This is a genomic window from Roseibium sp. MMSF_3544 (genome assembly GCF_030732845.1).
Taxonomy (GTDB): domain Bacteria; phylum Pseudomonadota; class Alphaproteobacteria; order Rhizobiales; family Stappiaceae; genus Roseibium.
Map to the genome: position 1 here is coordinate 106,532 of NZ_JASHKA010000002.1, position 23,252 is coordinate 129,783.

Below are 23,252 nucleotides of genomic sequence, written 5' to 3' on the forward strand. Positions count from 1 at the left end.
GTCGCGTCTGGAATTGTAAATTTGACGTGCGGCCCGGGAAGCGAACATGGTCTACAGTCTGCCGCCATTGCCGTGGTTGCGCGCATTCGAAGCGGCCGCCAGGCTTGGCAATTTCACAAGGGCTGCCGAAGAACTCCTGATCACACCGGCCGCCGTCAGCTACCAGGTGCGCCAGCTGGAGCAGAAACTGGGGTATCCGCTATTCGACCGGGTGCATCGCGAACTGGCGCTGACACGGTTGGGCCAGACTTATCTGCCCAGTGTCGAGAAGGCCTTTTCGGACCTTTCCATCGCAACTGTTTCGGTTTTCGGTGAGCGGGATCGGAAACCGGTTCGCTTTCGGTGTCTCAACAGTTTCAGTCAGCTCTGGATGATCCCAAGGCTCGCTTCGTTTCAGCAGGCATTTCCCGGGATCGAGTTGCAGATGATCTCTGCGTCCTGGGCCGAGTCCCTCAACCCTGATCTCTTCGAGATCGACATCCGTTTTGGCGATGGCAGCTGGTCAGACGGCAATGTCGAGTTTCTGCTGAATGATCCGATCGTCCCGGTCTGTCATCCGCAGTTCGCCCTCGCGCCGGGCGAACATGATCTCGTCGCACTCGCCGAGGCGACACGCCTCGATATCATGGGCGTGATCGACACCTGGGAGAGTTTTTTTCGCACGTTCGGGCACCCTGTTCCAAGACGCAATGGGCTGCAGGTAGATCAGACGCTCTCTGCTTTGGAACTCGCAGCTCTCGGTCACGGGCATGCGCTTGTCCTGGAAACGCTTGCGCGGCCGTATCTCGATAACGGGCGGTTGGCCTTGTCTTCAGGCCGGAAAATCAAGAGCCGACACAGCTACTACCTTGTCACCTCCGGGCCGCGTCAGGGGCTCGGTCCGGATGCCCAGATCTTTTGCGACTGGATCATCGGCGAACTCGTACCCTAATCGACCCTGATCCTGTATTCGAACAGCCGCTCGATTGGGTCGAGAGGCTTGGGGTCGTGGTAGCGGTTGATATCGAGAAGACCTGCCTGGATCGCGCTCTGTTCATTGAGCTTTGCCTGGATAAGGTCGAGCGTTTCCCAAAAGCTCCGATCGGTTCGACGGATGCCGAAGCGTTCGATGACACCGAGGTAATCCTGCTGGCTTCTGATGTCCCTGATGCCTTGAACAAAGGCGGGAACGTCATCCGAGGTCACCCTGAACACGAGGTTGGGGTAGCTTGAGAACTGGCCCGGCACGATGGTGAGATCGTCGTTTTCCGGTTCACGGTGCAAAAGCTCTTCGTTGAACAGGAAGGCGACATTGCTGTGCGCAACGTCGAGCACGATTGTGAAGACCTCAGTCGCATCCCCGTCTTCAACAATCAGAACGGCGATGTCCGGCATGTATTTCGCGAAGGGCGCCGGTGTGCCGCTGAGCGGGCGCAATTGACCTGCGACCGTCGACGGCTGGGCACAGTCTGGACCTTCGCAGCGATTGATCGGGTCGCTGAGAGGCCAGAGCTCCGGTTCTATCTTGAGCAGTCCGGTTAGAAACTCGGCCTTGGGCCGGTCGGTCCCGAAGTCCACTCCGGAAGGTGTCGTGGTGTCGATCGGGCTTTCTTTCCAGAGATCGATCAGGCTGACGAGTGCCCCGCGGTACCAGTCGTCATGGGTTTGTTCGCGGATATCCGGCGGCAGGAAATAGAGGAACATTCTTTCGCCTTCGCGGCGCAAAATGTCCATGTAAATGCGCGTCGTGAGCTGGTGTTCAACATTGCCAAAGACGTCGAAGCCGGCCACGAGATCGTAGTAGATCCGCTCAAACAGCGGGAAATCGATCACCCAGGCTGTTTTCGGTATGGCACCGACAGAGCCGGTCACCACGGAAGCGGACGTGAAATTCCTGTAGATCGTCAGGCGAGCGTCGATATTGCTGCCGTCACCGTCCCAGATATCGGAGTAACCGAGACCGCCTTCCATTTCCGCTCTTTGTGCGTATCTGTCCTGCCTGAACTCCTGGTACTTGATCGGGCTGACGAGCAGAAAACTCTTGAGGCGCTCGGTGAACTTGTCGTCTTCCGACACAGCGACCGGCAGTTCCAGGATCGGAATGGCGTCTTGCAGATAGGTCGGATCGGTCACCGAAAGATCTGAGTCAGGATCCAGAAACGACACCCAGAATCGGTCCTGGATCACATTGACCGCGACCTGCCCGTAACAGACCGGGCCGCGTATGAACGTCCGCACGAAGAAGAGCGCGTCATCCAGGAGGAACTGATATCGGCTGCGCGGAGGGATGGCCTGAAATGTCGACAGCGGGTTGCCGCCTGCTTCGTTCGAATAGGCTGGCAGAGCCTCGAGGGACCAGTCGTTTTCCAGGAACAACTCGTTGTAGCGGCTTACCCGTTCTGAGCCAATTTCGTAGACGATGTGTTCCTTGTGCAAGATGGTGCCGTCGAGCGGAACGAGACGATAGAAGAACGGTCCGCCCGGATCGTCGAACGGGCGGCGGGTCGGAATCTCGTCCGGGTCCTCGCCGGGCCCAGTCCGAGACCGGATGATGCGGAAAAACCTTCGCGGATCATCGTCTTTGATATGCAAATGCGCCAGGAAAAGGTGTTCATAGATATACCGGGCGACGAGCCTGGACCTGAGCGTTTCCTGATTGAAAAATGCCTCGACCTTTCCGATTTCGTCTGAAATATCTGCTGGCAGCTCGACACGTGCCGTGCCCCCGGGTGATCCGTTCGCCGCCCATGTGAGGAGGCGTTCGTAGTCTCCGTCCGGCAGCGGTGCGGTGCCGAACGGCATCCCGCCATAGGGGTGATTGGACAGATAGCCGCTCAATTGATCAGGCGAGGGGCAGCTATCCTTCCTTGTCGGTCTGATATCAAGATCGTCCGGAAGCGCCGCACCCAGCTTGAAGTCATGATTGCGGCCTGCCTTGAGGAGTTGTTCGATTGTGGAAGGTGCGCTGTCGCTGCCGGTGACGGAAAAGAACCCCTTCTCACGCCACTCCGGAACGGTCTTCGCATCGATGCCGAGGCGGGTCATCGGAGCGTCTTCAAGGCGGGAGGAGTCGTAGACCCGCGCTTTCGTGGCACCGCGTTGCCACCCGTCCGGGGAGGACAGCTTCAGCTGGCAGGGGGCGTCATAGCAGCCGTGGCAGACCACACACCGCTTGTTCAGGACATCCTGGACATCCTGGAAAGTTGAGGCAGACGCTGATTGGGATGTGCCCTCTGCCGAAGCACTGTGGAGACCGGCAAGGAGCGAAACGCACAGCAGGATACTGAACACTGCGAGAAGCTTGATGAACCGCACCTGTGTGACCGCATCCCGCTGCATCACGATTTTATCCTTCGTCTTCGTCCATCCGCGGCCTGGTCTTTCGCGTCGGGTCGTCGGGATCCTTGTAGGCGTAAAGATATGACCAGGCTGCATAAAGTGTGACAGCTCCCACAAAGATTGCCCAGTTGTGATTGCCGAGCATGTATTCCATGACCGTCCATCCGCCGCAAAAGGCAACAAGCACAATCCGCCGCCACAGTGGATCGAGCCAGGGGTGTTCCGCAGGTCCCAACACAGTTTTGCCTTCCTTGTCGGTCAATTGAATTAAGCCATACCATCGTAACCAAGCGTATGACGGTATCACCATGACGTTTCATCGGTCTTGCGCGGGCTGTCAAGGCTGGCAATTGACGCAGGGTGAATCGCAAGAGCTTGCAAAATCAAGCAAAAACATGTTCGCCGGATGCTGATTTCGCCTTGAAACCGGCGCTTTAACACGGGAAAGTGTCGGCTTCATTCAGGGCACGGGAAATGCGGGAAAAGGAGTGGGGATCCGCGATGTTGATGGCGCATGATCTCCTGACAGCGAACGATACGCCGGGTCGGCACGCTCCATCCTATTACGCTGCCACCGCGAACTGGCAGACAGCATATCCTGCGCTCGAAGAGGCACGATCCTGCGAGACTTGTATCGTTGGCGGCGGCTACACAGGGCTATCGGCCGCACTTCATCTCGCCGAAAGGGGCATGGAGGTCGTGTTGCTGGAGGCCAACCGAATTGGCTGGGGTGCCTCCGGCCGCAATGGCGGTCAGGTCGGCTCGGGGCAACGTGTCGACCAGACCGTGCTTGAAGAACGGCACGGCAAGGCGCACGCCAGGCTGCTCTGGGACCTTGCAGAGGAATCCAAGGCCCTGGTCAAGGACCTGATTTCGCGGCACCAGATCGCCTGTGACTACACGCCTGGAATTCTCCACGCTGATCACCGAAAGTCCTTTGTGGAGGAGAGCCGCGACTACGTCGAACATCTTCGCCTTGTCTACGGTTATGACCACATTCGTTTCATCGACGGCGATGAGATTGGCGAACAGGTCGGCAGCCCAAGGTATTATGGCGGGTCCCTCGATATGGGGGCAGGACACCTGCATCCCTTGAATTTTGCCCTTGGGCTCGGTCGTGCCGCCGAGGCAGCCGGCGCGAAGATATTCGAAGACACAAAAGTGACGGGGATCAGCGCCAGAGGCAACGGGAACGGCAAGATAAGCGTTGCGACCGAGCGCGGAGAAATTCATGCCGAACACCTGATACTGGCCTGCAACGGTTATCTGGGTGAGCTGGACAGGACAACAGCGGCGCACGTCATGCCGATCAACAATTTTGTCGTGGCGACCGAGCCGTTTTCCGAGGACGAAGCGCAGAAGATCATCCGCAACAATGTCGCGGTTGCCGACAGCAAGTTCGTTATCAACTATTTCCGCCTCTCGGCCGACCGGAGACTGTTGTTTGGCGGTGGCGAGAATTACGGTTACCGCTTCCCCGAGGATATCAAGTCCTTCGTACGCGGTCCCATGCTGGAGATTTTTCCGCACCTCAAGGACGCCGCTATCGACTACGGCTGGGGCGGAACGCTGGCGGTGACACCGAAGCGGATGCCGTATTTCGCAAGACCCGCGCCCAATATGCTGACCGCGACCGGGTATTCCGGACACGGCGTTGCCATGGCCACGCTCGGAGGGCAGATCCTTGCGGAGGCAGTTGCCGGCACCGCTGGCCGGTTCGACGCCTTTGCCAAGCTAGACATCCCCGCCTTTCCAGGCGGCGACCGGCTGCGGTTCCCGCTCCTTGTTCTCGCGATGACCTGGTTTTCGCTGCGCGACAGGCTGGGGATCTAAGATGCTGCAGCAAGGCACAATGTCACGCGAGCCGGCCGGCAGCTATTGGGAAGCAAGCGTTGAGGCGCCGCGGCTGGACCGGCAACTCATGGGGAACGCCCTGTTTGATGTTGCTGTTATCGGCGGCGGTTTTGCCGGTCTCAGCGCAGCGCTGAAACTGGCACAGGCAGGGGTCTCGGTGTGTGTCCTTGAAGCCGAACATGTCGGTTACGGCGCTTCGGGCCGCAATGGCGGTTTTTGTTGCCTGGGCGGAACGATGTTGGACGGGCGCCAGCTGATCAAGAGATTTGGCCTTGAAGAAGCCAGGAGATTTGTCGCCTACCAGGTTGCCGGGATCAATCTCGTCGCACGCCGGATCAATGACTGGGGCATTGATGCTGACTGTCATTCCAGGGGAGAAATCTACCTGGCCCATCGGCCCAAGGATCTCGTCGCGCTGAAGGACGACGCGGCATTTCTGAAAGAGAGCTTCGGCATCAAGGCCAGGATCCTTGAAAAGCAGAATCTGCAGGCAGAAGGGTACGGCGGCCCGGGCTTTCACGGCGGCCTTCATATACCGTATGGGTTTGCGCTCAACCCGATGAAATACGTGCTCGCGCTTGGCGACCAGGTTCGCAAGGCAGGCGGAATGATTTTTGGCAAGTCGCCGGTAACGGAATTCGCCCCGGACGGTGAGAGTTGGCGTCTTGAAACGGAACACGGGTTTGTGCGTGCGAAAAAGGTTGTCCTGGCAGGAAACGGCTATATGCGCGAAACCGTGCCGAAATGGATCCAGGGCCGCACGCTCCCGGTCATGTCCTCGATCCAGGTGACACGCCCGCTCAGCGATGACGAGCTGGCCGCACAGGGCTGGACTGCGGACACAATGGCCGCGGACACGCGGATTTTGCTGCACTATTTCCGCCTCTTGCCCGACAGGCGGTTTCTGTTCGGAACGCGTGGCGGCATTTTTGAGAACGCGTCTTCCTTGTCGGCCATGCAGGCACGCGCGCGGCAAGACCTGGAAGCCATGTTCCCGGCCTGGGCCCATGTCGAAACGGATTTCAGCTGGCACGGCAACGTCTGTCTCACCCGAACGCTCACACCTTTTGTCGGTGCGGTTCCCGAAATGAAGGGCGTTTATGCCGCAATGGGCTGGCACGGCAGCGGCATCGCCATGGCTTCCCTATCCGGTGAAAAGATCGCCGGTTTGATTGTCGGAGCGCTGACGCCGGAAGACATTCCCGCTCCGATCCGGATTCCATTCCGGAAATTTCCGTTGCCGGCATTCCGCAAGCTCTATCTCCAGGGCGCTTACTGGCTGTACGGCCTGAGAGACCGCTAAGTCACAGTGAGATCAGAGCGCGCACCGGATGGCCGGTTCGTTATTTCACCTGGACGATGTACTTGTTGGACACGTTTCTGATTTTCGCAGTGCCGGAAGTGTGCATGTCCATTATGAACCTGACCTTGAAAATGTCTTCGCCGCGGAAACCCCTGTTCGGCTTGTAGACCACAACCGTTCCATTGACGGATTTTCCGGCGCAGCGGCCAGCCTTCTCGGTCAGTTTCGCGCTGACTTGTCTGAAGGAAACCGTTCCGTTCTTTGGGGCTTGTGTCACTTTCATTCGGGGCACGGCGCCGCCAGTGCAGTCAGGCCCGTAAATCGCGTGTGCGCCGACAGATGAAGCTTTGTTTGCCGGAATTGTCTCGCGATAGGTGTCGGCAAGGCCGAGTGAGGAGAACAAGGACAGAAACAGAAAACCGAAGAAAATACGCATTGTCTCACCGTTTTATTTTTAGGTGTATTTTGCGTATCGGACACGTTTTACGATTTCAACGGTCATCAAACCCGGACAATCGTTTGTTCATTTGGTGTTGTGTTGATGCAACTTTGGATAGAATCAACTGGTTGCGAAATCACGTATGCGGAGGGCCAGGACGCCGAGTTTATCAGTACGGCTTTCCGTCAACCCGCTTTTCGAACAACAGCGACATTCACCTCCTGCCAGACCTCGAAACCAAGCTTCCGGTAAAGTGCAATCGCGCCCTCGTTGTCGGCATAGGCATGCAGGAAAGGGGTGTCTCCGCGCGCGCGAATTTTGTCCGCGACATGGATTGCGAGTGCTGTTGCAAGGCCGCGTCCCTGAAAATCCGGATGGGTGCAAATGCCGCTGACCTCGGTGAACCCGTCCAGGTTCAACCTTGTCCCACTCATGGCGGCAAGCCGTCCATCTATCCTGACGCCCCAGAACGCCCCCAGTTCATGAGTCCTGTGGGTAAAGGGGCCGGGTTTTGTCAACTTGGCAAGGGAGACCATCTCCGGCACATCTGATTGGCTCAGAGGTGCGATCTGCACGGATTTCGTCTGCCTGGCAGACGGTGCGCGCTCCGTCATGAGAACACCAAGCGTGGATGTTTCGGCAATGAGCGTCTCCGGCAGCACGATCTCGTCGGCCTGGACCAGAAACACCTGATCGTTTTCAGGCTCAATCAGGTCCGCAAGGGCCTTCATGGCTTCAGGCGAGTCGTCCCGTGCAACTGCGAAAGGGGAGATTGCCGGATCGAAGCGTCTTGCGAACGCACCGCCCCTGGAGAAACGTTCCTGCCTAGAGGTGAGTGCGGACCAGACGACACGCTGGAGGGCCTCTGTCATGACTGGTTCCCCTGTGCTCCGCGTGCAGTCAAAAGTTCATAATGCTGCGCGGTCCGGTCAAAGCGTTTCAGAACCGCTTGGGCAACATCGGGAACGTGACTGCGTTCATAGTCCGGCCCCTGAAACGCAATGATATCGTCAATCGAACGGAAGCTCACGATGGTGATGAACTCCACTTCGCCTTCATGCTGTTGCCGCAACACTTCAATCCCGAGATATCCAGGAAGCGCCTTGGCCTCAATTGCGGGAATGACCTGCCCGGTCAGAACTTCGAAATAGCGGTCGGCGTTCTCAGGTGCGGTCCAGCCGTGCCAGATACGCTTGATCATGTGGCTTTTCCTTTCTGTTCCAAAAGCTCCTCCCAGTCCGGAAGCGGCAGCTCGGACCGGCGATGCTTCAGCGGTCGGTCGACAAGGGCGCTTTCCAGTTGGTCAAGCTGTTCCAGCAAAGTTCCGCTAAGTCCGGTGCAGGCATCCTCGACCGCCAGCATCACCTCCGGCCAGAAAGTTTCCTGCAGCCGTTTCACGAGCGCTTTTCCGCCACGGGTGAGTGTGATCCTGCTAATGCGCCGATCTTTCTCGTTTCCCTGTACCTTTACAAGTCCGGCGCTCTTCAAGCTGTTGACCATGCGTGTGACGCCCGGCTGGCTTTGCCCTATCGCCTCTGCAAGATGACCGATGCTGAGCGGGCCGTTGCGGTCCAGCGCCGCCAGCACGGGATTGTGTGAAGTCGGCAGTTCTGGAGCGGCAAGCTCTTCGCTGATTTCCTGAGTCTGCGCTTGCAGTTTTTCGCCGATGCGCTTCAGACGGCTGCCGAGCGTGCCGTAGCCCAGGGAGCGCACGATGTCTTCGACCATGGTGTCTCTTTTATATAACAAGATATATAACAAGTTATATAACAAGTTATATTAATATTGGTAGCTTGACAAGCAGAGAGAATAATATAACCATAAAGTTATGGAACAAGTTGGTTATATAAAGGGTAGCGCCAGCCTGGATACCGTTTTTGCGGCGCTGGCCGACCCGACGCGGCGCGCAATCCTCACGCGGCTGGCTGCGGGTGAGGCGTCGGTCAACGAGATTGCCGCGCCGTTTCAGATGAGCCAGCCTGCAGTCTCAAAACATCTCAAGGTGCTGGAACGGGCAGGCTTGATCACGAGAGGCAGCGACAGGCAGCGCCGGCCGGCCCGGATCAACGCGGCGCCAATGAAGGAAGCGGTCGCCTGGCTGGAGGAATTCAGGAGCTTCTGGTCGTCCAGTTTCGACCAGCTTGACAGCCTGCTTGAAGAACTCAAACACAAGGATCAGGGGGAGTAAGCGCGTGTCATTGCCAGAGTTCATACTTGAAAGACGTTTCAACGCACCACGGGAGTTGGTCTGGAGGACCTGGACAGAGCCGGATCTTCTGTCCCATTGGTACGGCCCCGGTGTCGAGACGATTGTTCACGAACTGGATGTGCGCCCCGGAGGACTCTGGCGCAACGAGATGAGGTTCGGTGGCGGCTCGCAATTCGAAAGGGTCGAGTATATCGACGTGGTCGAACCCGAAAAGCTCGTCTGGCTTCATTCAATGTCCAATGCCGAATGGGAAATTGCTGCAAATCCCATGATGCCGGACTGGCCGCGCAAACTTTTGACAACGGTGACTTTCACCGCCGACGGAGACCAGACCGATCTTCGGCTCATCTGGACGCCGCACGAGGCAAGTGAAGCGGAAATCGCGTGTTTCTCCGGCGCCATCGCCGGCCTCGATCAGGGTTGGGGCAAGGGAATGGAGATGCTGGCGGAACTGCTTGCCGACCTGCAGCGCTGACGTTGTGCGGCGGGTGTCGGATCACCCGTTTCTTGTCTCAGCGCCGGTCCGGAGCCGATCCGGGACCTGCTCGCACCACAAGTGTTCAAACGAAAAAAAAGCCCCGGCTCAAGGCCGGGGCAGCGCCGTTTAACTATCGGCACTCTTGCTCAATGTGACTGGCTCTGAACGAGTGATCAATCGAACTCCGGTCCACGCGCCCGGTAAGGCGTGATTTCCTTCCAGGCCTTCATCAGCGTGTCCAGTTCCTCATCGTTTTGAGGTGGCATGACGATTTGCGGTTTGACCAGGAGGTCGCCATGACCACCGCTTTTGTTCGGTAGGCCTTTGCCCTTGAGACGCATCGCCTTGCCGCTCGACGTATTGGGCGGGATCGTCAGATTTACCGCGCCAGACAGGGTCGGCGTGCGGACTTTGGCGCCAAGCACGGCTTCGTAGAGCGTAATCGGAAGGTCCAGAACAAGGTCTGTGCCCTTCATTTCGAACAGTTTGTGTGGCCTGATCCTGATCTCGACCATGGCATCGCCGGCGGGGCCGCCGTTTTCACTTAGGTGGCCCTGGCCTTTCAGCCTGATCTTTTCGCCCTCCTCGACGCCTTGAGGCAGGGTGACATTCACGGTCTTGCCGTTTGGAAGCGTAACTTGCGTCTTTCCGGAATTGACAATGTCCTCGAGCGACACGCGCGCGACGATTTCGGCGTTCTTGCCCTTGGTCTTGGGGGGAGACTTGGTGCGCGCGCCTGCACCGGCAAAACCGGCTCCAGGCCCCGGACCTGCACCTGGACTTGCCCCGGCACGGTTGCCGCGGCCTCCGCGGCCGCCGAAGCCACCGAATATGTCGTTCAGGATATCGTCGAAGCTGCCTTGATTGCCGCCAGCTGCCCGAAAGCCATGCGTGCCACCGGCCGTGCCGAAATCTTCGAAGCCCGAATAACCGTCAAAGCCTTTGGAGTGGAAGCGCTGCTTTCCTTCCGCGTCGATCTCGCCGCGGTCGAACTGGGCGCGCTTATCCTTGTCGCCGATGATTTCATAGGCCTGGTTCACTTCGGCAAAATGCTGCTGGGCCGCCGGATCGTCCTTGTTCTGATCCGGATGGTATTTCTTGGCCAACTTCCGAAAAGCCTTTTTTATCTCGCCCTCACTGGCGGATTTCGCCACGCCGAGGACGCTATAGGGATCTCGCATTCACATCACCAGGTTTCTAAGATTTTCCGGCCTGCCACTTCACGCACAAACGCTCCGGACACATGACCTGCTCCGAAGCGCGCGTTTTCCCGAAGTAAACTTGACCGGACTTGTCTACTATATCGGAACGAAGAGAGCAAAATTCCAGTCCTGAGCCTCCAACACGCAGGCTGTGATTTATGGTTGGAACTTGCTGATTGTTCAAGCGTCGGCGACGCTGAGCGTAGTCACGCTGAATTTCTGCGTTATGTCGCGGCAGGCCGTCCCGGAGTAGAGCCTGATACCTGCAATCGTGTTCGCGGTGGTCTTGAAAGTAACACAGCCGGTCTCGCCGAGGCTGTCGGCATTCAGATCCGTAAGCGTGCCCGAATTGCCGCTTGTCGGGTTCTGCCAGGACAGAACAGCACTTTCCTCGGCATCGGATGCGCTGAGTGCAGTGTCGAGCGTATCCAGATTTTCTGCAATGATGCTGCGGTCTTCGGCACTGATGTCGGAATAGGCCTGATCGGCCGAAGAGGAAACCGAACCGGTCAAAACGGTCGGCGTATCGACATTGTTGCTGCCAATCGGCACGTTTACCCGGGCGCACCCGGCCACGACGCTTGCAAATGCCAGTGTTGCAATGACAAATGGTTGGATCTTCTTGTGCCCGCGAGTATATGAACGCATACGATACATCTTATGGACAGCCCCCAGGCTGGCAGATCCTTGCCTTGCTGCAGGCGGTCGAAGTCTTCGACAGGTAAACAATGACAGACCTCAAGCATCCCCCTGAAGAGTTAACAAAAGGTGACTTTGCAGAGGTCGAGAAGCCATTTGATCTTTTTTCTGAATGGCTTGAAGACGCAAAGGCATCCGAACCGAACGATCCGAACGCGCTGTCGCTGGCGACGGTCGACGAGACCGGTCTTCCCAATGTGCGCATGGTGCTGCTCAAGGACGTCGATGAGCGCGGCTTTGTGTTCTACACAAACTTTGAAAGCGCCAAGGGGCAGGAATTGCTGTCGTCGGGCAAGGCGGCCATGTGCTTCCACTGGAAAACGCTGCGCCGTCAGGTCCGCGTGCGCGGTGCGGTCCACCAGGTGTCGGATGAAGAGGCGGATACCTATTACCAGTCGCGCCCGCGTGGCAGCCGGATTGGCGCCTGGGCGTCGAAACAGTCAAGGCCGCTGGAAAGCCGCTTTGCGCTTGAAAAGGAAGTTGCCAAATACACCGCAAAATTCGGCATCGGCGACATTCCCCGGCCGGATCACTGGTCCGGGATGCGGCTTGTGCCGACTTCGATCGAGTTCTGGCACGACCGTCCGTTCCGCCTGCACGACCGCATCCTGTTTACCCGGTCAACGCCGGACGCGCCTTGGACCAAAGAGCGGCTCTATCCCTGAGCTGCTCGCTTGATTTGCGTGTCCTGTCCTTAAAGAAGGCGTTTCCACCGGAAGAACATGAAGGTTGCGATCACCGAAACCACCATGAGGCCGATCGCGAACAGGAAACCTTGTTCCCAGTTGAGTTCGGGCATATTGGCAAAGTTCATGCCGTAGATTGAGGCGATCAGGGTCGGTGGCAGGAAAACAACACCAAGAACCGTGAAGATCTTGGAAATCTGGTTCTGTTCAAGCGTGACGAGACCAACCGTGGCATCCAGCAAAAAGGCGAGTTTGTTGTCGAGCGCGTCCGCGTGTTCCTTGATGGAACGAATGTCACGGCCATAGGTCTTTACATCTGTCGCCTGAATGTCGGTCAGGCCGAGCCGCTTGGCATGGGTATTCATGAACAGCAGTACTCGTGACAGGCTGGTGCAGACATCGTGCATCTTCGCAACGTGAAGTCCGACCTGGCCGAGCTGCTTGATCGCAATCTGGTAGCTGGCCGTCTTGCGCATGTTAAGCCCGTCTCCGAAAACCTGCAGCGCGAGCTCGTCGTAGCGGGCCGACGCGGATTCCATTTCGTCGGCGCAGCGGTCCACGATTATGTCCAGCAAGGCGAACAGGACCGCAGGGCCCAGATGTGCGATCGTCGGATCCGCCTGCACCTTTTTCGCCAGTATCGAGATTGATTTGGGTTCGCCATAGCGCACTGTCACGAGCCGCTTGGCGTTCACAACAAAGGTGACCGATGACAGGATCGGATCAAGCGTGCGGGTTGCCATGGGCATTTGCGCGGTCATGACCACCGCACCGGGTTCCACATAAAGACGTTCGGAAGTTTCGATCGAGGCGATTTCTTCCCGTGTGGGAATTTCAGCGCCCATCAGCTTCTCGGCCGCTTTCTGCTCATCCTTCGTCGGGGAGACAAGGTCGATCCAGACCGACGTGGCGGGGAGCGGCGCATCCGGAGCGAGTTCGATACGTTCCAGACCCTTCACGGACGGGCAATAGGCTATGATCATTCGGGCAAACTCCCATGGACAGGCCGTGCCACTTTTTTACGGCAAAATGTGTCCAGGGTCTTTCGAGAGTGAGTAATCGACCTCAGCAAGCAGCACTTGTGCGACGGTGCCAGGCGATCTGGCGCGAACGCATGGAGTGCACGGGATGCGCTGTATGCATCCTGCCAACAATTCTCAAACACACGGAAGAGATTGCCCGAGGCAAGGGCAGGCGTCCGGTGACCTGAGACCCGATTGAAATCAGATTCTCAAAAGACCTTGTTGGCGGCAGTTTGCCCAACACTGCAGGCCGCTGCAACCAGATCCGGAGCTGAAACGCAATCCGAAGGGTAGCAAGCGCGGCCTGCTGGTGGGTTCGAAAAAGCCGATCCGCAATATTGAGCGGATTACTTGGTCTTTTTCTTCATAGCACCTGGGTTCTTGCAAAGTGCCGCTGCATTCAGCGCGGCAATGCCCACAGGCTTATAATGATTTACCAACTTTGCTCCAGCCGGATCCTTAGACACCGATTGGGAGGATTGCTCAGACATTTTTCCAAGTCCGTTGTTAATTCCAGTTCCCGCTGGCTGGAGGTTTGTGCGCGGATTTTTGCGGGCCGCGTGCATGTCGTGTCCAATTGCGGCATTCAAAGGGCGAGCTGACGCTAAAACCGAAAATTTTCCGCAACCGGCAAAAAAATCATGCGCTTCTTTAGCCGTCTCAGCCAGTCAAATTCTATAACAGGATGTAACGCCGGGGTACTTAATTTGAAGTATAACGTTAAGTAATCATTAACTTATTTAAGTCGACCGGCTTTTGGCAAGGTCGCTTGGCGCGTTTGCCGTTACGCCAGATAGCTTCGGTAAAACCTCGGAGAATTTCCGCGAAGAGCACTGAAAATGCCGCGAAAACAACGAATTAGCGTTAGCGCAGAGGTTACGGTCAGGAGCGCCAGCCCGGCAAGGATGAGCGAAGACGAAAGATCAGCGCCGATCAAGATCAAGAGACAGCTGACGCAGGTGCCGATCACAAAAACTGCAATGGTTGTTCGGATAAAAAAGTAATGAGCGAACAGGCGCTGCTCTGTGGAATCGGCAAAACGGACCGAAAAAATCAGTGCCACGGGTGCAAGAACAAGCGAACAGACAAGCAAATAACACAGAAAGACGTTGCCGAAGCCCGGCGAAAACATGCCGCGCCTTTGCCGTCCTGAAGGCCCTTGGCCAGAGCCCGCAAGTCGGCGCATCTTATCTGCCGGATGACGGGAACCCAGTCCAGCCATGCCCAACCCCGCGTAGTTCCGTATCCTTAAGTGGAAACAGTCACTCACCTGCCTGTACGAATTTAGGATGAGCCAGCAGCGGAAGTGAAGTTCATTTTTGACAATTTGGAGTTAAACACAGAAACAATTCTGGTTTTGCCGGTTGCGGACGCGTATCTTGGCCGGCGATGCGGATTGGGAAAACATGAAGCGATATGCCGTTTATAAAACAGCTTCTGCACCTGCGAGCCGGACAACCGGCTCGATAGCGTTTGCAATTGCCGCCATAGCTTTTCTGGCAAAGCGGTTCGGTTTGATCGATGCAGACGTGTTCGTGCTTTCGCTGGCTGTCGCCGGTGCGGTTGCGCTGGTGGCGTTGGCAATGGCGATTTTTGCGTTTCACCGTATCTGGTCCTATGGCGGACCCGGTGTCCCTTCCGCGCTTGGCGGCGCCGTGATCGGTCTCTTCGCTCTCGCCGCTCCAGTCCTCGTGATCGGCATGCTGGTGGCCAATCCCGGCCTGCCTGACATCTCGACGGACCGCGCCGACCCGCCTGAAGTCAAAGGCCAGACAGTTGCCGAGGAACAACCCTTTTTGGACTGGAGCCACACCCGGCTTGAGCAAGAGGTCTGGCCGTTGATATCGCAACTCTCCCAGTCGGCTGCCCTGTCGGTCTTGAGGTCGGAAACAGGGTCTGCTGATATTGTGCCCCGGCGCTACAGGATCGCTCCGGGTCAGTTGCATGTCGCCACTGCCAAGGCACTGGAAGATCTGAACTGGCCCGTCGTGGACGAGTTGCCGCCTGATTTGCTGGACGCGGCAACACGCCTGCAAGCGGAAGGCACGACGCAGATCCTTGGATTGAAGTTCGATGTCGCCCTGCGGATCCGCCCGGATCCGGTTGGTGCGCTTCTTGATGTCCGCTCCCGTTCCAGAACCCCGTTGCGGGATCTGTCGGGCAACGCGGAGAATATCCGGTCCGTCTTTGACGAAATTGACCGGGTTTTGCTTGAGACCTACGGCGATCTCGCACGGCTCTCGGTGGAAGAGAGCGAAACTGCAGAAGACCTGCAGATAGAACCGCTTGAGGAGCAACGCGATGTCGTGCCCCTCCCAGGGTTCAAGCCGTATTTCGAAGATGAAGAACAGCTGGCACCCGGCGACGACTTAACGAGCGATCTGGAAGGCTAGCACAGCCACTCGTTAGAGCGACTGTGGTCATTCACATGGTGCGGCTCAGCCGGTCTTTCTGTATCGCGCATCAAGGGCTAGGTCGGGCATAGCCAATGCCAGCTTGCGGTCAACGAGATCCTCCAGATGCGCGAAGACAGACAGGCTTGCAGCCCGATGCAACGACGGGTCGACATCCGCGTAGAGCTCACGGACGATCTCGATGATGCTGCGCTCGCCCCCTGAGATCGAACGCAGTATCGCCTTTTCCCGGTCAAGCCGGTGTTGTTTCAGCTCCTGCACATACGTCTTGGCGTCGGATATGCTGCCGCCGTGGCCTGGGAAGTAACGGGTCTCAGGGCGTAGCAACATCTTGTCGATCGATGCCATGTAATCTCGCATTGATCCGTCCGGCGGTGCGACTATGGACGTCGACCAGCCCATGACATGGTCTGCCGACAGTATCAGATCGCTTCCGGTAATTGCGAAGCAAAGGTGGTTTGCAGTGTGGCCGGGTGTTTCGATCGCCTCGACTGTGGCGTCCGCCGCGTCAAACAGATCACCATCGAACATTTGTCTGGCCGGCAGGTGATCCTTGTCCGCACTGCTGTCGAGCGGGTTGATCTCATTGTCGAGAAGGTCACGCGCAGCCCTGTGCGGTCCGCAGCCGATGATCGACGCGCCGGTCTTGTCCTGAAGCACCCGGGCACCTGGAGAGTGATCCATATGCGTGTGGCTCACAAGGATCGCTTCAATCTTGGCGCCATCTGCCGCTTTCGCGATTGCCTCAATATGGTCTGGCAGCGCCGGACCCGGGTCGAGCACCAAAAGCCGTCGCGAACCGATCAGGTAGGTATTGGTCCCGTGAAATGTGAACGGGCCGGGATTTTGGGCCGTCAGGCGCCGCAAGCCGGGAGCGAGTTCGACCGGCGTGCCATAGTGCGGGGCAAATTCGCGATTGTGTTTCATACCGGCCCTGTAGCTAGCACAAGAGGTTTAAGTGACGATGTCTGAACCTCCTTCAGTTCGGCAGAGAAGGCAACATCGGTTTCGTCTCTCATGGCGTCATGTATTTGATGTCCGAATCGGCTAGATCAGCGGATATCCGGCCGGAATCGCTTGGATGGCTGAAAGACAGCCGCTTCCGACACGGCAATCAACTTCGTATACGCACGCGCAAACTTGTCTGCGAGATAAAGAACTTGTTTTATGGGTCAAGGTGAGCTGATCGCTATCGGCACGGAAAAATTGGAGCTTGGTGGAAAAGGAATGACGGACAATCAGGAATGCCGGTTTGATGTTTTGCTGGATTTGCCCAGGGACCGCGCATTCTCGCTGTTCGTCGACCGGCTCGACTTGTGGTGGACGTCGCCTTTCCACGGTTCTGGCGAGGACAAGGTCGAGGCCGGGATCGAACCGTTCCCCGGTGGAAGCTGCTACGAAACAGACAGCAATGGCCGCCGTATCTGGGGCACTGTCCTGTCCATTGAACCGCCGATCTTTATTCGCATCGCCTGGCAGGTGTCGCAGGACGGGGAGGAAGTTGCCGATCCGCTGACCGCCAGCCGTCTTATGGTCAACTTCCGTGAGGCGGGTGAAAAAACGCGCATGGAGATCATTCACAACGAGTTTTTGCGGCACGGAGAGAACGGGTCGGATTATCTCCTGCAGATGCGCGCGGGCGATGGCTGGCCACGGATCATCGCAAACCTCCGCGAAGCCTCGAAGAACGCGGGTTAGCGCCGTATTTACAGGCATCGCGGGCTTTCAAGAAAACACAAGCTCTGTCGCTAGAATGACATGCTTGCCGTGGTAGTTGGAGCATCAATGAATGCCCCAATCCCGGATTTCGACCTTGCAAATTACTAAGACGTCGAAATAGTGTCGGCATTTCGCGGCGTAACCCATAGGCCCTCAACCTCGCACACACATCCATGTCTCCACCTTCGCCTGTAGAGGAAATCCCCGAGGTTCAGCCTTCCGCCTCACCGCTCACGAGGATCGGAGAAGCACGCTGGGTCCTGCTGACCGCGCTCGGGGTCGCAATTGCCGCCGTGGTTGCTTACGACCTGCCGGTTTGGCCTGCCGTTGGCGGCGTTTTACTGATGGCGGCTGTTGCCGCATTCGTTCCCAGAAGATCTGCGAGCCGGCGCGTCAAGCTGAATACGCAGCGAGAAATGCGCAGGATGTGGCCCGGGACCGGTATGAAGGTCACGGTCGATGCTTTGCCGACACCATGCTTTGTCGCGGATGGACGCGGAATCACGCGATACGTCAATTCGCAGGCCATGGCCACTTACGACGGCGTCAAGCCGGGCGATCCCCTGTCGTTTTCGTTGCGGGCTCCGTCCTTGCTCGAGGCTTTCGACCGCGTCTGTACAACGGGTGAAGCGGAGCGGATCACCTGGATTGAAAAAGTCCCGACCGAGACCTGGTACGAAGCGCATATAGCACCGATTTACATGCCGGGTTCGGGCAGTCAGGAGCGGGGCCGCGATCTGCCGGACTTCATTCTCGTCGTTATCCAGGACCTGACCGAGAACAAGCGCCTGGAACGCATGCGCACGGACTTTGTTGCCAACGCGAGTCACGAATTGCGCACGCCGCTCGCCTCCCTGACCGGGTTCATCGAAACACTTCAGGGGCCGGCCAAGAATGATTTGGAAGCGCAGGACAGGTTCCTGTCGATCATGCTCGATCAGGCCGGGCGCATGCGGCGCCTGATCGATGACATTCTGTCGCTTTCCAGGATCGAACTGAAAGCTCACGTTCGTCCCGCAACAATTGTCGATATGGGAGAAATCATCCGCCACACCGCCGACGCGCTTTCCCCGCTTGCAAGCGATCTGGGCGTTGAGATCAGGATCAATTTGCCGGATGCACCAGTGAGGCTCAAGGGTGACCGGGACGAACTGATCCAGGTGGCTGAGAACCTGATTGAAAATGCACTGAAGTACGGAAGTTCCGGAAAGGTGGTCGACGTTGGCCTGATGGAACAGGTAAGCGATCAGGACGCCCCCTGTTGGGTGCTCTCGGTTCGCGACTATGGCGAAGGCATCCCGCGCGAGCATTTGCCGAGGCTGACGGAACGATTCTACCGCGTCGATGTGGAAACCAGCCGCACGATGAAGGGCACCGGTCTCGGTCTTGCGATCGTGAAGCATATCCTCACCCGGCACCGTGCACGACTGGAAGTGGAAAGCGAACCGGGCGAGGGGGCCCTGTTCAGAGTGAAGCTTCCGGCAATGGAAGAATCAGAAGGCGTTGTCGACAAACTCTCCGCTTGATCAAAAAGTTCTTCTGCTATGCCACGATACCGAATTTGGCAGATTTACGCGCCCGTACTTGGCTAGATTCCGGCCATAACGCGACGATTGCCTAGAAGGATCCTGATTTTCGCAGCCCTCCTACAACCTTTTCTTGCATGCTCAATATTTTCAGCCCGATCGGGCTGCGGAGACGCGCAGAAATTTGGCGTTCACGCCTGCACCGAGTCGGACAGGGGCGTGAAAAGTCACATTGAGTGACACAAAAGATTCAAGAACGGGAAAAAGGCTAGGTTTTTCAATATTTTAAATTGTCACAAAACTGAGAAATAACTGTCATAGAACTCTCATCCATCGGGCCTACGGTCCCCGCATCGACCGTGCATGTCCATGTGCGACGATCTTCTACAAACCTTGACATTCAAAGGGAGTGGTCAAGTGAAATTTACGACCCTCGTTAGCGCAACTGCCCTGGCTGTTGCTTCTACTGCATTCGTTGGCGCAGCTCAGGCTCGCGACCAGGTCCAGGTTGCTGGTTCTTCTACGGTTCTGCCGTATGCTTCCATCGTCGCCGAAGCTTTCGGTGAGAACACCGACTTCCCGACCCCGGTTGTTGAGTCCGGTGGTTCTTCCGCTGGCCTGAAGCGTTTCTGTGAAGGTGTTGGCGAAAACACCATCGACGTTGCAAACGCTTCCCGTAAGATCCGCGAAAAAGAAATCAAAGCGTGTGCAGACGCTGGTGTGAAAGACATCATCGAAGTCCGCATCGGCTATGACGGCATCGTTTTTGCCTCGCAGAAAGACGGTCCTGCTTTCACCGCATTTGAGCCGGTTGACGTCTTCAACGCTCTTGGCGCAAAGGTTCTGAAAGACGGTCAGATCGTCGACAACCCCTACAACAAGTGGGCTGAGTTCAACGCCGACCTTCCGGATGTTGACATTGCTGCCTTCATCCCGGGCACCAAGCACGGCACCCGCGAAGTCTTCGAAGAGAAGGTTCTGGCTGTTGGTTGTGAAGAGTCCGGCGCTCTGAAAGCCATGATCGACGGTGGCATGTCCGAAGACGACGCTGAAGATGCCTGCATCGCAGTCCGTCGCGACGGCAAGTCCGTTGACATCGACGGTGACTACACCGAAACGCTTGCTCGCATCGACACCAACCCGAACGGCATCGGCGTCTTCGGTCTGGCGTTCTACGAGAACAACACCGACAAGCTCAAAGTCGCCACCATGAACGAGATCGCTCCGTCCACCGAGACGATCGCTTCCGGCGAGTATCCGGTTTCCCGCCCGCTGTATTTCTACGTCAAGAAAGCACATATCGGCGTGATCCCGGGCCTGAAAGAATACGCTCAGTTCTTCATTGCTGACGAAATTGCTGGCCCGAGCGGCCCGCTGGCCAACTATGGCCTGGTTTCCGACCCGGAGCTGGCTGCTGTGCAGGCTTCCGTCGCTAACGAAGAAACCATGCAGTAATCGAGCTTCTGCTTGATTTGAGGGGGCGGCAGGTTCCGCCGCCCCCTTTTCTTTTGGGGCTTTTCTACATATTCGGGGGAGCAAATGCCTTTGTTCTGGCTCATCTTGATCGTGCTCGTCATCGCTGCGGTGGGGTACGTTCTGGGGCGGGCGCGGGCTATGTCCAGTGCCGGGGGAGAGCTAGCCGCTCTACATTCCCTACCGTCCTATTACGGGGCGAATGTCGCAATGAAGGTGGTCGTACCGGCCTTCCTGCTCCTGATTGTCTGGCTGCTCGCGCAGCCGTTTTACGTTAACAGCGTCATTTCGGACATGATCCCGGAAACGGCGATCGAAGAGGGCTCGTCCCGCGGCCTGGTGCTTGCCGAGGTGCGCCGTGCGGCTCGCGGTCTCGACAATGCCGTCGCGACCGGTGCGATGGACGAGGAGTTCGCGCGCAACGCCCGCGCCGATTTCGCGGATATCAGTACGCGTCTGAGGGACGCCGGCCAGATCGTGACCTCCGAAATCTCGCAGCCGATACTGCGGGCAGCGCAACGCTACCGCATCTTGAATTCAACCGGCAATCTGATCATGTCGGTTGCCGTCATATTGGTCGCGCTCTTTGCAGCGTTCTGGGCACTGCGGGAAACGAACGCAGAGTTTCGGGCGCGAAACGTGGTCGAGCAGGGGATCAAGGCGATCCTGATCGCGGCGGCTTCCATCGCCATACTGACGACGATCGGAATTGTGCTCTCGCTGGTGTTCAACACCTGGGAGTTCTTCCGGCTCTATCCCGCATCGGACTTCTTTTTCGGCCTGACCTGGTCACCGAGTTTCTCCGGGCGCGGCAGCTCGTCTCAGCTCGGCATCATCCCGCTTCTTTGGGGAACGTTCTACATCTCCATCGTTGCCCTATTGGTTGCGGTGCCGATCGGTCTCTTCGCAGCGGTTTACCTTTCCGAATATGCAGGCCCGAAAGTTCGCGCCGTCGCAAAGCCGTTGCTGGAAGTACTGGCCGGTATCCCGACCATCGTTTACGGCCTCTTCGCCCTTTTGACGGTGGGTCCGCTTCTGCTCTCGGTCTTCGGCGATGAGGGGCTCGGGATCATGCAGGCCGGAACGGCTGTCATGACCGCCGGCCTCGTCATGGGCATCATGCTGATCCCATTCGTGAGCTCCCTCTCGGACGACATCATCAACGCGGTGCCGCAGGCCATGCGTGACGGCTCCTACGGTCTGGGCGCAACCAAGTCAGAAACCGTTCGTCAGGTAATCCTGCCAGCCGCGCTTCCGGGCATCGTTGGTGCGATCCTGCTGGCGGCCTCAAGGGCGATCGGTGAAACGATGATCGTGGTTCTTGGCGCCGGTGCTGCCGCACGCCTCAGCCTCAATCCGTTCGAAGCTATGACAACGGTGACCGCCAAGATCGTCAGCCAGCTCACCGGTGATGCGGACTTTGCATCCCCTGTCGCGCTGGTCGCGTTTGCCCTTGGCATGACGCTCTTCGTGATCACCCTGGGTCTCAATATTGTTGCACTTTATATCGTGCGCAAATACCGGGAGCAGTATGACTGATGACCGACGCAACACTTCCTCCCGAGACGGCACAACCGGCTGCGAAAACTCCAATGCAGCCCAAATCGCTCTACGCGATTGATGACCTCACCCGTAAGCGCAACGCAGCCGAAAAGCGCTTCCAGGCCTATGGCATTACCGCCATCGGGATCGGTTTGTTCTTTCTTGTTGTGCTCGCTTACGCGATCATCTCGCAGGGAATTCCGGCTTTTTCGCGCACCGTCGTTGAGGTCGAGTTCACTCTGACGCAGGCACAGTACGAGGAAGCCGAAGGCACGCTGTTCAAGACGCGGGCCTACGAGGAGATCTTCATCGGTGCCCTGACCGGCCAGCTTCAGGATAGCGGGATCGAAACGCCTGTTGAACCGGAAGCCATTGAACGGATCGTCGGCAAGCCGGGCGGCACCATCCGTGAGTTTTTCCGGGAGAACGAGGACAGGCTGGGTGAGCCCGTTCAATTCGATCTGGCTGCGTCCTCCAGGGTCGATGGCTATATGAGCGGCCGTATTACCCGGGAAAGCATGACAGACAGCCGGTTTTTGATGAAATCGGATCTGGATCTCGTGGACAACCTGGTCGAAGCGCAAGTGATCAAGACGGTCTTCAACTGGCCTTTCATCACCGGTGCCGACGCCGGTGTGGACAACGCTGCGGCTGCCGGGATCGGGGCGTCTGTGGTCGGATCGTTCTTTATGATGCTGGTGGTGCTGTTCCTGTCTCTGCCAATCGGTGTGGCCGCATCGATCTACCTGGAAGAATTCGCTCCGCAAAACAGGTTCACCGACCTCATTGAGGTGAATATTTCGAACCTGGCCGCCGTTCCGTCGATCGTCTTCGGTATCCTGGGTCTGGCCGTATTCATTCAGTTCATGCACCTGCCGCAATCGGCTCCGCTGGTCGGTGGTCTGGTCCTGACGCTGATGACCCTTCCGACGATCATCATTTCGACACGTGCATCCTTAAAGGCGGTTCCACCGAGCATTCGCGATGCTGCGCTTGGTGTCGGGGCCTCAAAGATGCAGGCGACATTCCATCACGTTCTGCCATTGGCAATGCCCGGAATCTTGACGGGCACGATTATCGGACTTGCGCAGGCGTTGGGTGAGACAGCTCCGCTGTTGCTGATTGGTATGGTCGGTTTCGTAGCGCGTGGCTATCCCGAGGGCTTCATCGAGGGTTTCACCGAGCCGAACTCGGCAATGCCTGCTCAGATCTACACCTGGGCGGCGCGGTCCGACCTCGCCTTTACAGAGAAAGCCTGGGGCGGAATTGTCGTCCTGCTGATCTTCCTCCTTTCGATGAACATTCTCGCGATCATCCTGCGCCGCAGGTTTGAGCGCCGCTGGTAAGGATTGATGCGATGAACGAGAT

General features: G+C 57.5%; 22 protein-coding genes. 12 read left to right on the forward strand and 10 right to left on the reverse strand.

Annotated features, from left to right (window positions below):
- Positions 1–46: 46 nt before the first annotated feature.
- Positions 47–931, forward strand: a complete 885-nt coding sequence (locus RBB47_RS03205; protein ID WP_305984299.1) for a LysR substrate-binding domain-containing protein — start codon at positions 47–49, stop codon at positions 929–931.
- On the opposite strand, the gene RBB47_RS03210 is transcribed toward RBB47_RS03205, so the two are convergent.
- Positions 928–3,318, reverse strand: a complete 2,391-nt coding sequence (locus tag RBB47_RS03210) for a fatty acid cis/trans isomerase (RefSeq protein WP_305984595.1) — start codon at positions 3,316–3,318, stop codon at positions 928–930. The genes RBB47_RS03205 and RBB47_RS03210 overlap by 4 nt on opposite strands.
- A gap of 7 nt (positions 3,319–3,325) precedes the next feature.
- Positions 3,326–3,556 carry a hypothetical protein gene (locus RBB47_RS03215; protein WP_305984300.1) on the reverse strand — a complete coding sequence of 77 codons (231 nt, stop codon included), beginning with the start codon at positions 3,554–3,556 and terminating at the stop codon, positions 3,326–3,328.
- A 263-nt stretch (positions 3,557–3,819) separates the two neighbouring features.
- Here RBB47_RS03215 and RBB47_RS03220 point away from each other — a divergent pair, with 263 nt between their 5' ends.
- Both RBB47_RS03220 and RBB47_RS03225 read left to right on the forward strand, forming a co-directional pair.
- Positions 3,820–5,151, forward strand: a complete 1,332-nt coding sequence (locus RBB47_RS03220) for an FAD-binding oxidoreductase (RefSeq protein ID WP_305984596.1) — start codon at positions 3,820–3,822, stop codon at positions 5,149–5,151.
- Positions 5,152–5,170: 19 nt separating this feature from the next.
- Entirely contained in the window at positions 5,171–6,475 is a 1,305-nt protein-coding gene (locus RBB47_RS03225; protein ID WP_305984301.1) for an FAD-binding oxidoreductase, read from the forward strand.
- Positions 6,476–6,515: 40 nt separating this feature from the next.
- Here the strand turns inward: RBB47_RS03225 and RBB47_RS03230 are convergent, their stop codons facing one another.
- The 4 genes from RBB47_RS03230 to RBB47_RS03245 all read right to left on the reverse strand — a co-directional run bounded on the left by RBB47_RS03230 (position 6,516) and on the right by RBB47_RS03245 (position 8,642).
- Entirely contained in the window at positions 6,516–6,911 is a 396-nt protein-coding gene (locus RBB47_RS03230; protein ID WP_305984302.1) for a hypothetical protein, read from the reverse strand.
- Between the two features lie 188 nt (positions 6,912–7,099).
- Positions 7,100–7,786, reverse strand: coding sequence for a GNAT family N-acetyltransferase (locus tag RBB47_RS03235; protein ID WP_305984303.1), 687 nt, complete (start codon positions 7,784–7,786; stop codon positions 7,100–7,102).
- On the reverse strand, positions 7,783–8,115 hold the full coding sequence (locus tag RBB47_RS03240; RefSeq protein WP_305984304.1) for an antibiotic biosynthesis monooxygenase: 333 nt from the start codon (positions 8,113–8,115) through the stop codon (positions 7,783–7,785). The genes RBB47_RS03235 and RBB47_RS03240 overlap by 4 nt, the downstream gene beginning before the upstream one ends.
- On the reverse strand, positions 8,112–8,642 hold the full coding sequence (locus tag RBB47_RS03245; RefSeq protein ID WP_305984305.1) for a MarR family winged helix-turn-helix transcriptional regulator: 531 nt from the start codon (positions 8,640–8,642) through the stop codon (positions 8,112–8,114). The genes RBB47_RS03240 and RBB47_RS03245 overlap by 4 nt, the downstream gene beginning before the upstream one ends.
- A 100-nt stretch (positions 8,643–8,742) precedes the next feature.
- Here RBB47_RS03245 and RBB47_RS03250 point away from each other — a divergent pair, with 100 nt between their 5' ends.
- Both RBB47_RS03250 and RBB47_RS03255 read left to right on the forward strand, forming a co-directional pair.
- On the forward strand, positions 8,743–9,102 hold the full coding sequence (locus tag RBB47_RS03250) for a helix-turn-helix transcriptional regulator (RefSeq protein WP_305984306.1): 360 nt from the start codon (positions 8,743–8,745) through the stop codon (positions 9,100–9,102).
- A gap of 4 nt (positions 9,103–9,106) precedes the next feature.
- Complete coding sequence (locus RBB47_RS03255) at positions 9,107–9,598, forward strand: SRPBCC domain-containing protein (protein ID WP_305984307.1); 492 nt, start codon at positions 9,107–9,109, stop codon at positions 9,596–9,598.
- 176 nt (positions 9,599–9,774) lie between these two features.
- Here the strand turns inward: RBB47_RS03255 and RBB47_RS03260 are convergent, their stop codons facing one another.
- Both RBB47_RS03260 and RBB47_RS03265 read right to left on the reverse strand, forming a co-directional pair.
- On the reverse strand, positions 9,775–10,782 hold the full coding sequence (locus RBB47_RS03260; RefSeq protein ID WP_305984308.1) for a J domain-containing protein: 1,008 nt from the start codon (positions 10,780–10,782) through the stop codon (positions 9,775–9,777).
- A 201-nt stretch (positions 10,783–10,983) separates the two neighbouring features.
- A complete protein-coding gene (locus RBB47_RS03265; protein ID WP_305984309.1) occupies positions 10,984–11,451 on the reverse strand; it encodes an RT0821/Lpp0805 family surface protein in 468 nt (155 codons plus the stop codon).
- An 80-nt stretch (positions 11,452–11,531) separates the two neighbouring features.
- Between RBB47_RS03265 and pdxH the strand changes: the two genes are divergently transcribed.
- On the forward strand, positions 11,532–12,167 hold the full coding sequence (gene pdxH / locus RBB47_RS03270) for a pyridoxamine 5'-phosphate oxidase (RefSeq protein WP_305984310.1): 636 nt from the start codon (positions 11,532–11,534) through the stop codon (positions 12,165–12,167).
- Between the two features lie 29 nt (positions 12,168–12,196).
- Here the strand turns inward: pdxH and RBB47_RS03275 are convergent, their stop codons facing one another.
- Positions 12,197–13,171, reverse strand: a complete 975-nt coding sequence (locus RBB47_RS03275) for a magnesium transporter CorA family protein (protein WP_305984311.1) — start codon at positions 13,169–13,171, stop codon at positions 12,197–12,199.
- Positions 13,172–14,589: 1,418 nt separating this feature from the next.
- On the opposite strand from RBB47_RS03275, the gene RBB47_RS03280 reads away from it, so the two are divergent.
- Positions 14,590–15,603 (forward strand): DUF1499 domain-containing protein, encoded by a 1,014-nt coding sequence (locus RBB47_RS03280; RefSeq protein ID WP_305984312.1) that lies wholly within the window; start codon positions 14,590–14,592, stop codon positions 15,601–15,603.
- A gap of 45 nt (positions 15,604–15,648) precedes the next feature.
- Here RBB47_RS03280 and RBB47_RS03285 read toward each other — a convergent pair whose 3' ends face one another.
- Positions 15,649–16,551 (reverse strand): MBL fold metallo-hydrolase, encoded by a 903-nt coding sequence (locus RBB47_RS03285; protein WP_305984313.1) that lies wholly within the window; start codon positions 16,549–16,551, stop codon positions 15,649–15,651.
- 300 nt (positions 16,552–16,851) lie between these two features.
- Between RBB47_RS03285 and RBB47_RS03290 the strand changes: the two genes are divergently transcribed.
- The 5 genes from RBB47_RS03290 (at position 16,852) to pstA (ending at position 23,230) form a co-directional block, all read left to right on the forward strand.
- Positions 16,852–17,322 (forward strand): SRPBCC family protein, encoded by a 471-nt coding sequence (locus RBB47_RS03290; protein WP_305984314.1) that lies wholly within the window; start codon positions 16,852–16,854, stop codon positions 17,320–17,322.
- Between the two features lie 194 nt (positions 17,323–17,516).
- A complete protein-coding gene (locus tag RBB47_RS03295) occupies positions 17,517–18,869 on the forward strand; it encodes an ATP-binding protein (RefSeq protein ID WP_305984315.1) in 1,353 nt (450 codons plus the stop codon).
- 417 nt (positions 18,870–19,286) lie between these two features.
- Positions 19,287–20,324: a substrate-binding domain-containing protein gene (locus RBB47_RS03300; RefSeq protein WP_305984316.1), complete on the forward strand. Its 1,038-nt coding sequence runs from the start codon at positions 19,287–19,289 to the stop codon at positions 20,322–20,324.
- 84 nt (positions 20,325–20,408) lie between these two features.
- Complete coding sequence (gene pstC, locus RBB47_RS03305) at positions 20,409–21,881, forward strand: phosphate ABC transporter permease subunit PstC (protein ID WP_305984317.1); 1,473 nt, start codon at positions 20,409–20,411, stop codon at positions 21,879–21,881.
- On the forward strand, positions 21,881–23,230 hold the full coding sequence (gene pstA, locus RBB47_RS03310) for a phosphate ABC transporter permease PstA (protein WP_305984318.1): 1,350 nt from the start codon (positions 21,881–21,883) through the stop codon (positions 23,228–23,230). The genes pstC and pstA overlap by 1 nt, the downstream gene beginning before the upstream one ends.
- The last annotated feature ends 22 nt before the right edge of the window (positions 23,231–23,252 follow it).

Bases quoted from the DNA above. Each gene is read 5' to 3' on its own strand.
- RBB47_RS03230 (WP_305984302.1), bottom strand. From the start codon at position 6,911: ATGCGTATTTTCTTCGGTTTTCTGTTTCTGTCCTTGTTCTCCTCACTC.
- pstA (WP_305984318.1), top strand. From the start codon at position 21,881: ATGACCGACGCAACACTTCCTCCCGAGACGGCACAACCGGCTGCGAAA.
- pstC (WP_305984317.1), top strand. From the start codon at position 20,409: ATGCCTTTGTTCTGGCTCATCTTGATCGTGCTCGTCATCGCTGCGGTG.
- RBB47_RS03210 (WP_305984595.1), bottom strand. From the start codon at position 3,318: ATGCAGCGGGATGCGGTCACACAGGTGCGGTTCATCAAGCTTCTCGCA.
- RBB47_RS03265 (WP_305984309.1), bottom strand. From the start codon at position 11,451: ATGCGTTCATATACTCGCGGGCACAAGAAGATCCAACCATTTGTCATT.
- RBB47_RS03235 (WP_305984303.1), bottom strand. From the start codon at position 7,786: ATGACAGAGGCCCTCCAGCGTGTCGTCTGGTCCGCACTCACCTCTAGG.
- RBB47_RS03225 (WP_305984301.1), top strand. From the start codon at position 5,171: ATGTCACGCGAGCCGGCCGGCAGCTATTGGGAAGCAAGCGTTGAGGCG.
- RBB47_RS03260 (WP_305984308.1), bottom strand. From the start codon at position 10,782: ATGCGAGATCCCTATAGCGTCCTCGGCGTGGCGAAATCCGCCAGTGAG.
- RBB47_RS03220 (WP_305984596.1), top strand. From the start codon at position 3,820: ATGTTGATGGCGCATGATCTCCTGACAGCGAACGATACGCCGGGTCGG.
- RBB47_RS03285 (WP_305984313.1), bottom strand. From the start codon at position 16,551: ATGAAACACAATCGCGAATTTGCCCCGCACTATGGCACGCCGGTCGAA.
- pdxH (WP_305984310.1), top strand. From the start codon at position 11,532: ATGACAGACCTCAAGCATCCCCCTGAAGAGTTAACAAAAGGTGACTTT.
- RBB47_RS03275 (WP_305984311.1), bottom strand. From the start codon at position 13,171: ATGATCATAGCCTATTGCCCGTCCGTGAAGGGTCTGGAACGTATCGAA.
- RBB47_RS03295 (WP_305984315.1), top strand. From the start codon at position 17,517: ATGTCTCCACCTTCGCCTGTAGAGGAAATCCCCGAGGTTCAGCCTTCC.
- RBB47_RS03205 (WP_305984299.1), top strand. From the start codon at position 47: ATGGTCTACAGTCTGCCGCCATTGCCGTGGTTGCGCGCATTCGAAGCG.
- RBB47_RS03250 (WP_305984306.1), top strand. From the start codon at position 8,743: ATGGAACAAGTTGGTTATATAAAGGGTAGCGCCAGCCTGGATACCGTT.
- RBB47_RS03245 (WP_305984305.1), bottom strand. From the start codon at position 8,642: ATGGTCGAAGACATCGTGCGCTCCCTGGGCTACGGCACGCTCGGCAGC.
- RBB47_RS03290 (WP_305984314.1), top strand. From the start codon at position 16,852: ATGACGGACAATCAGGAATGCCGGTTTGATGTTTTGCTGGATTTGCCC.
- RBB47_RS03240 (WP_305984304.1), bottom strand. From the start codon at position 8,115: ATGATCAAGCGTATCTGGCACGGCTGGACCGCACCTGAGAACGCCGAC.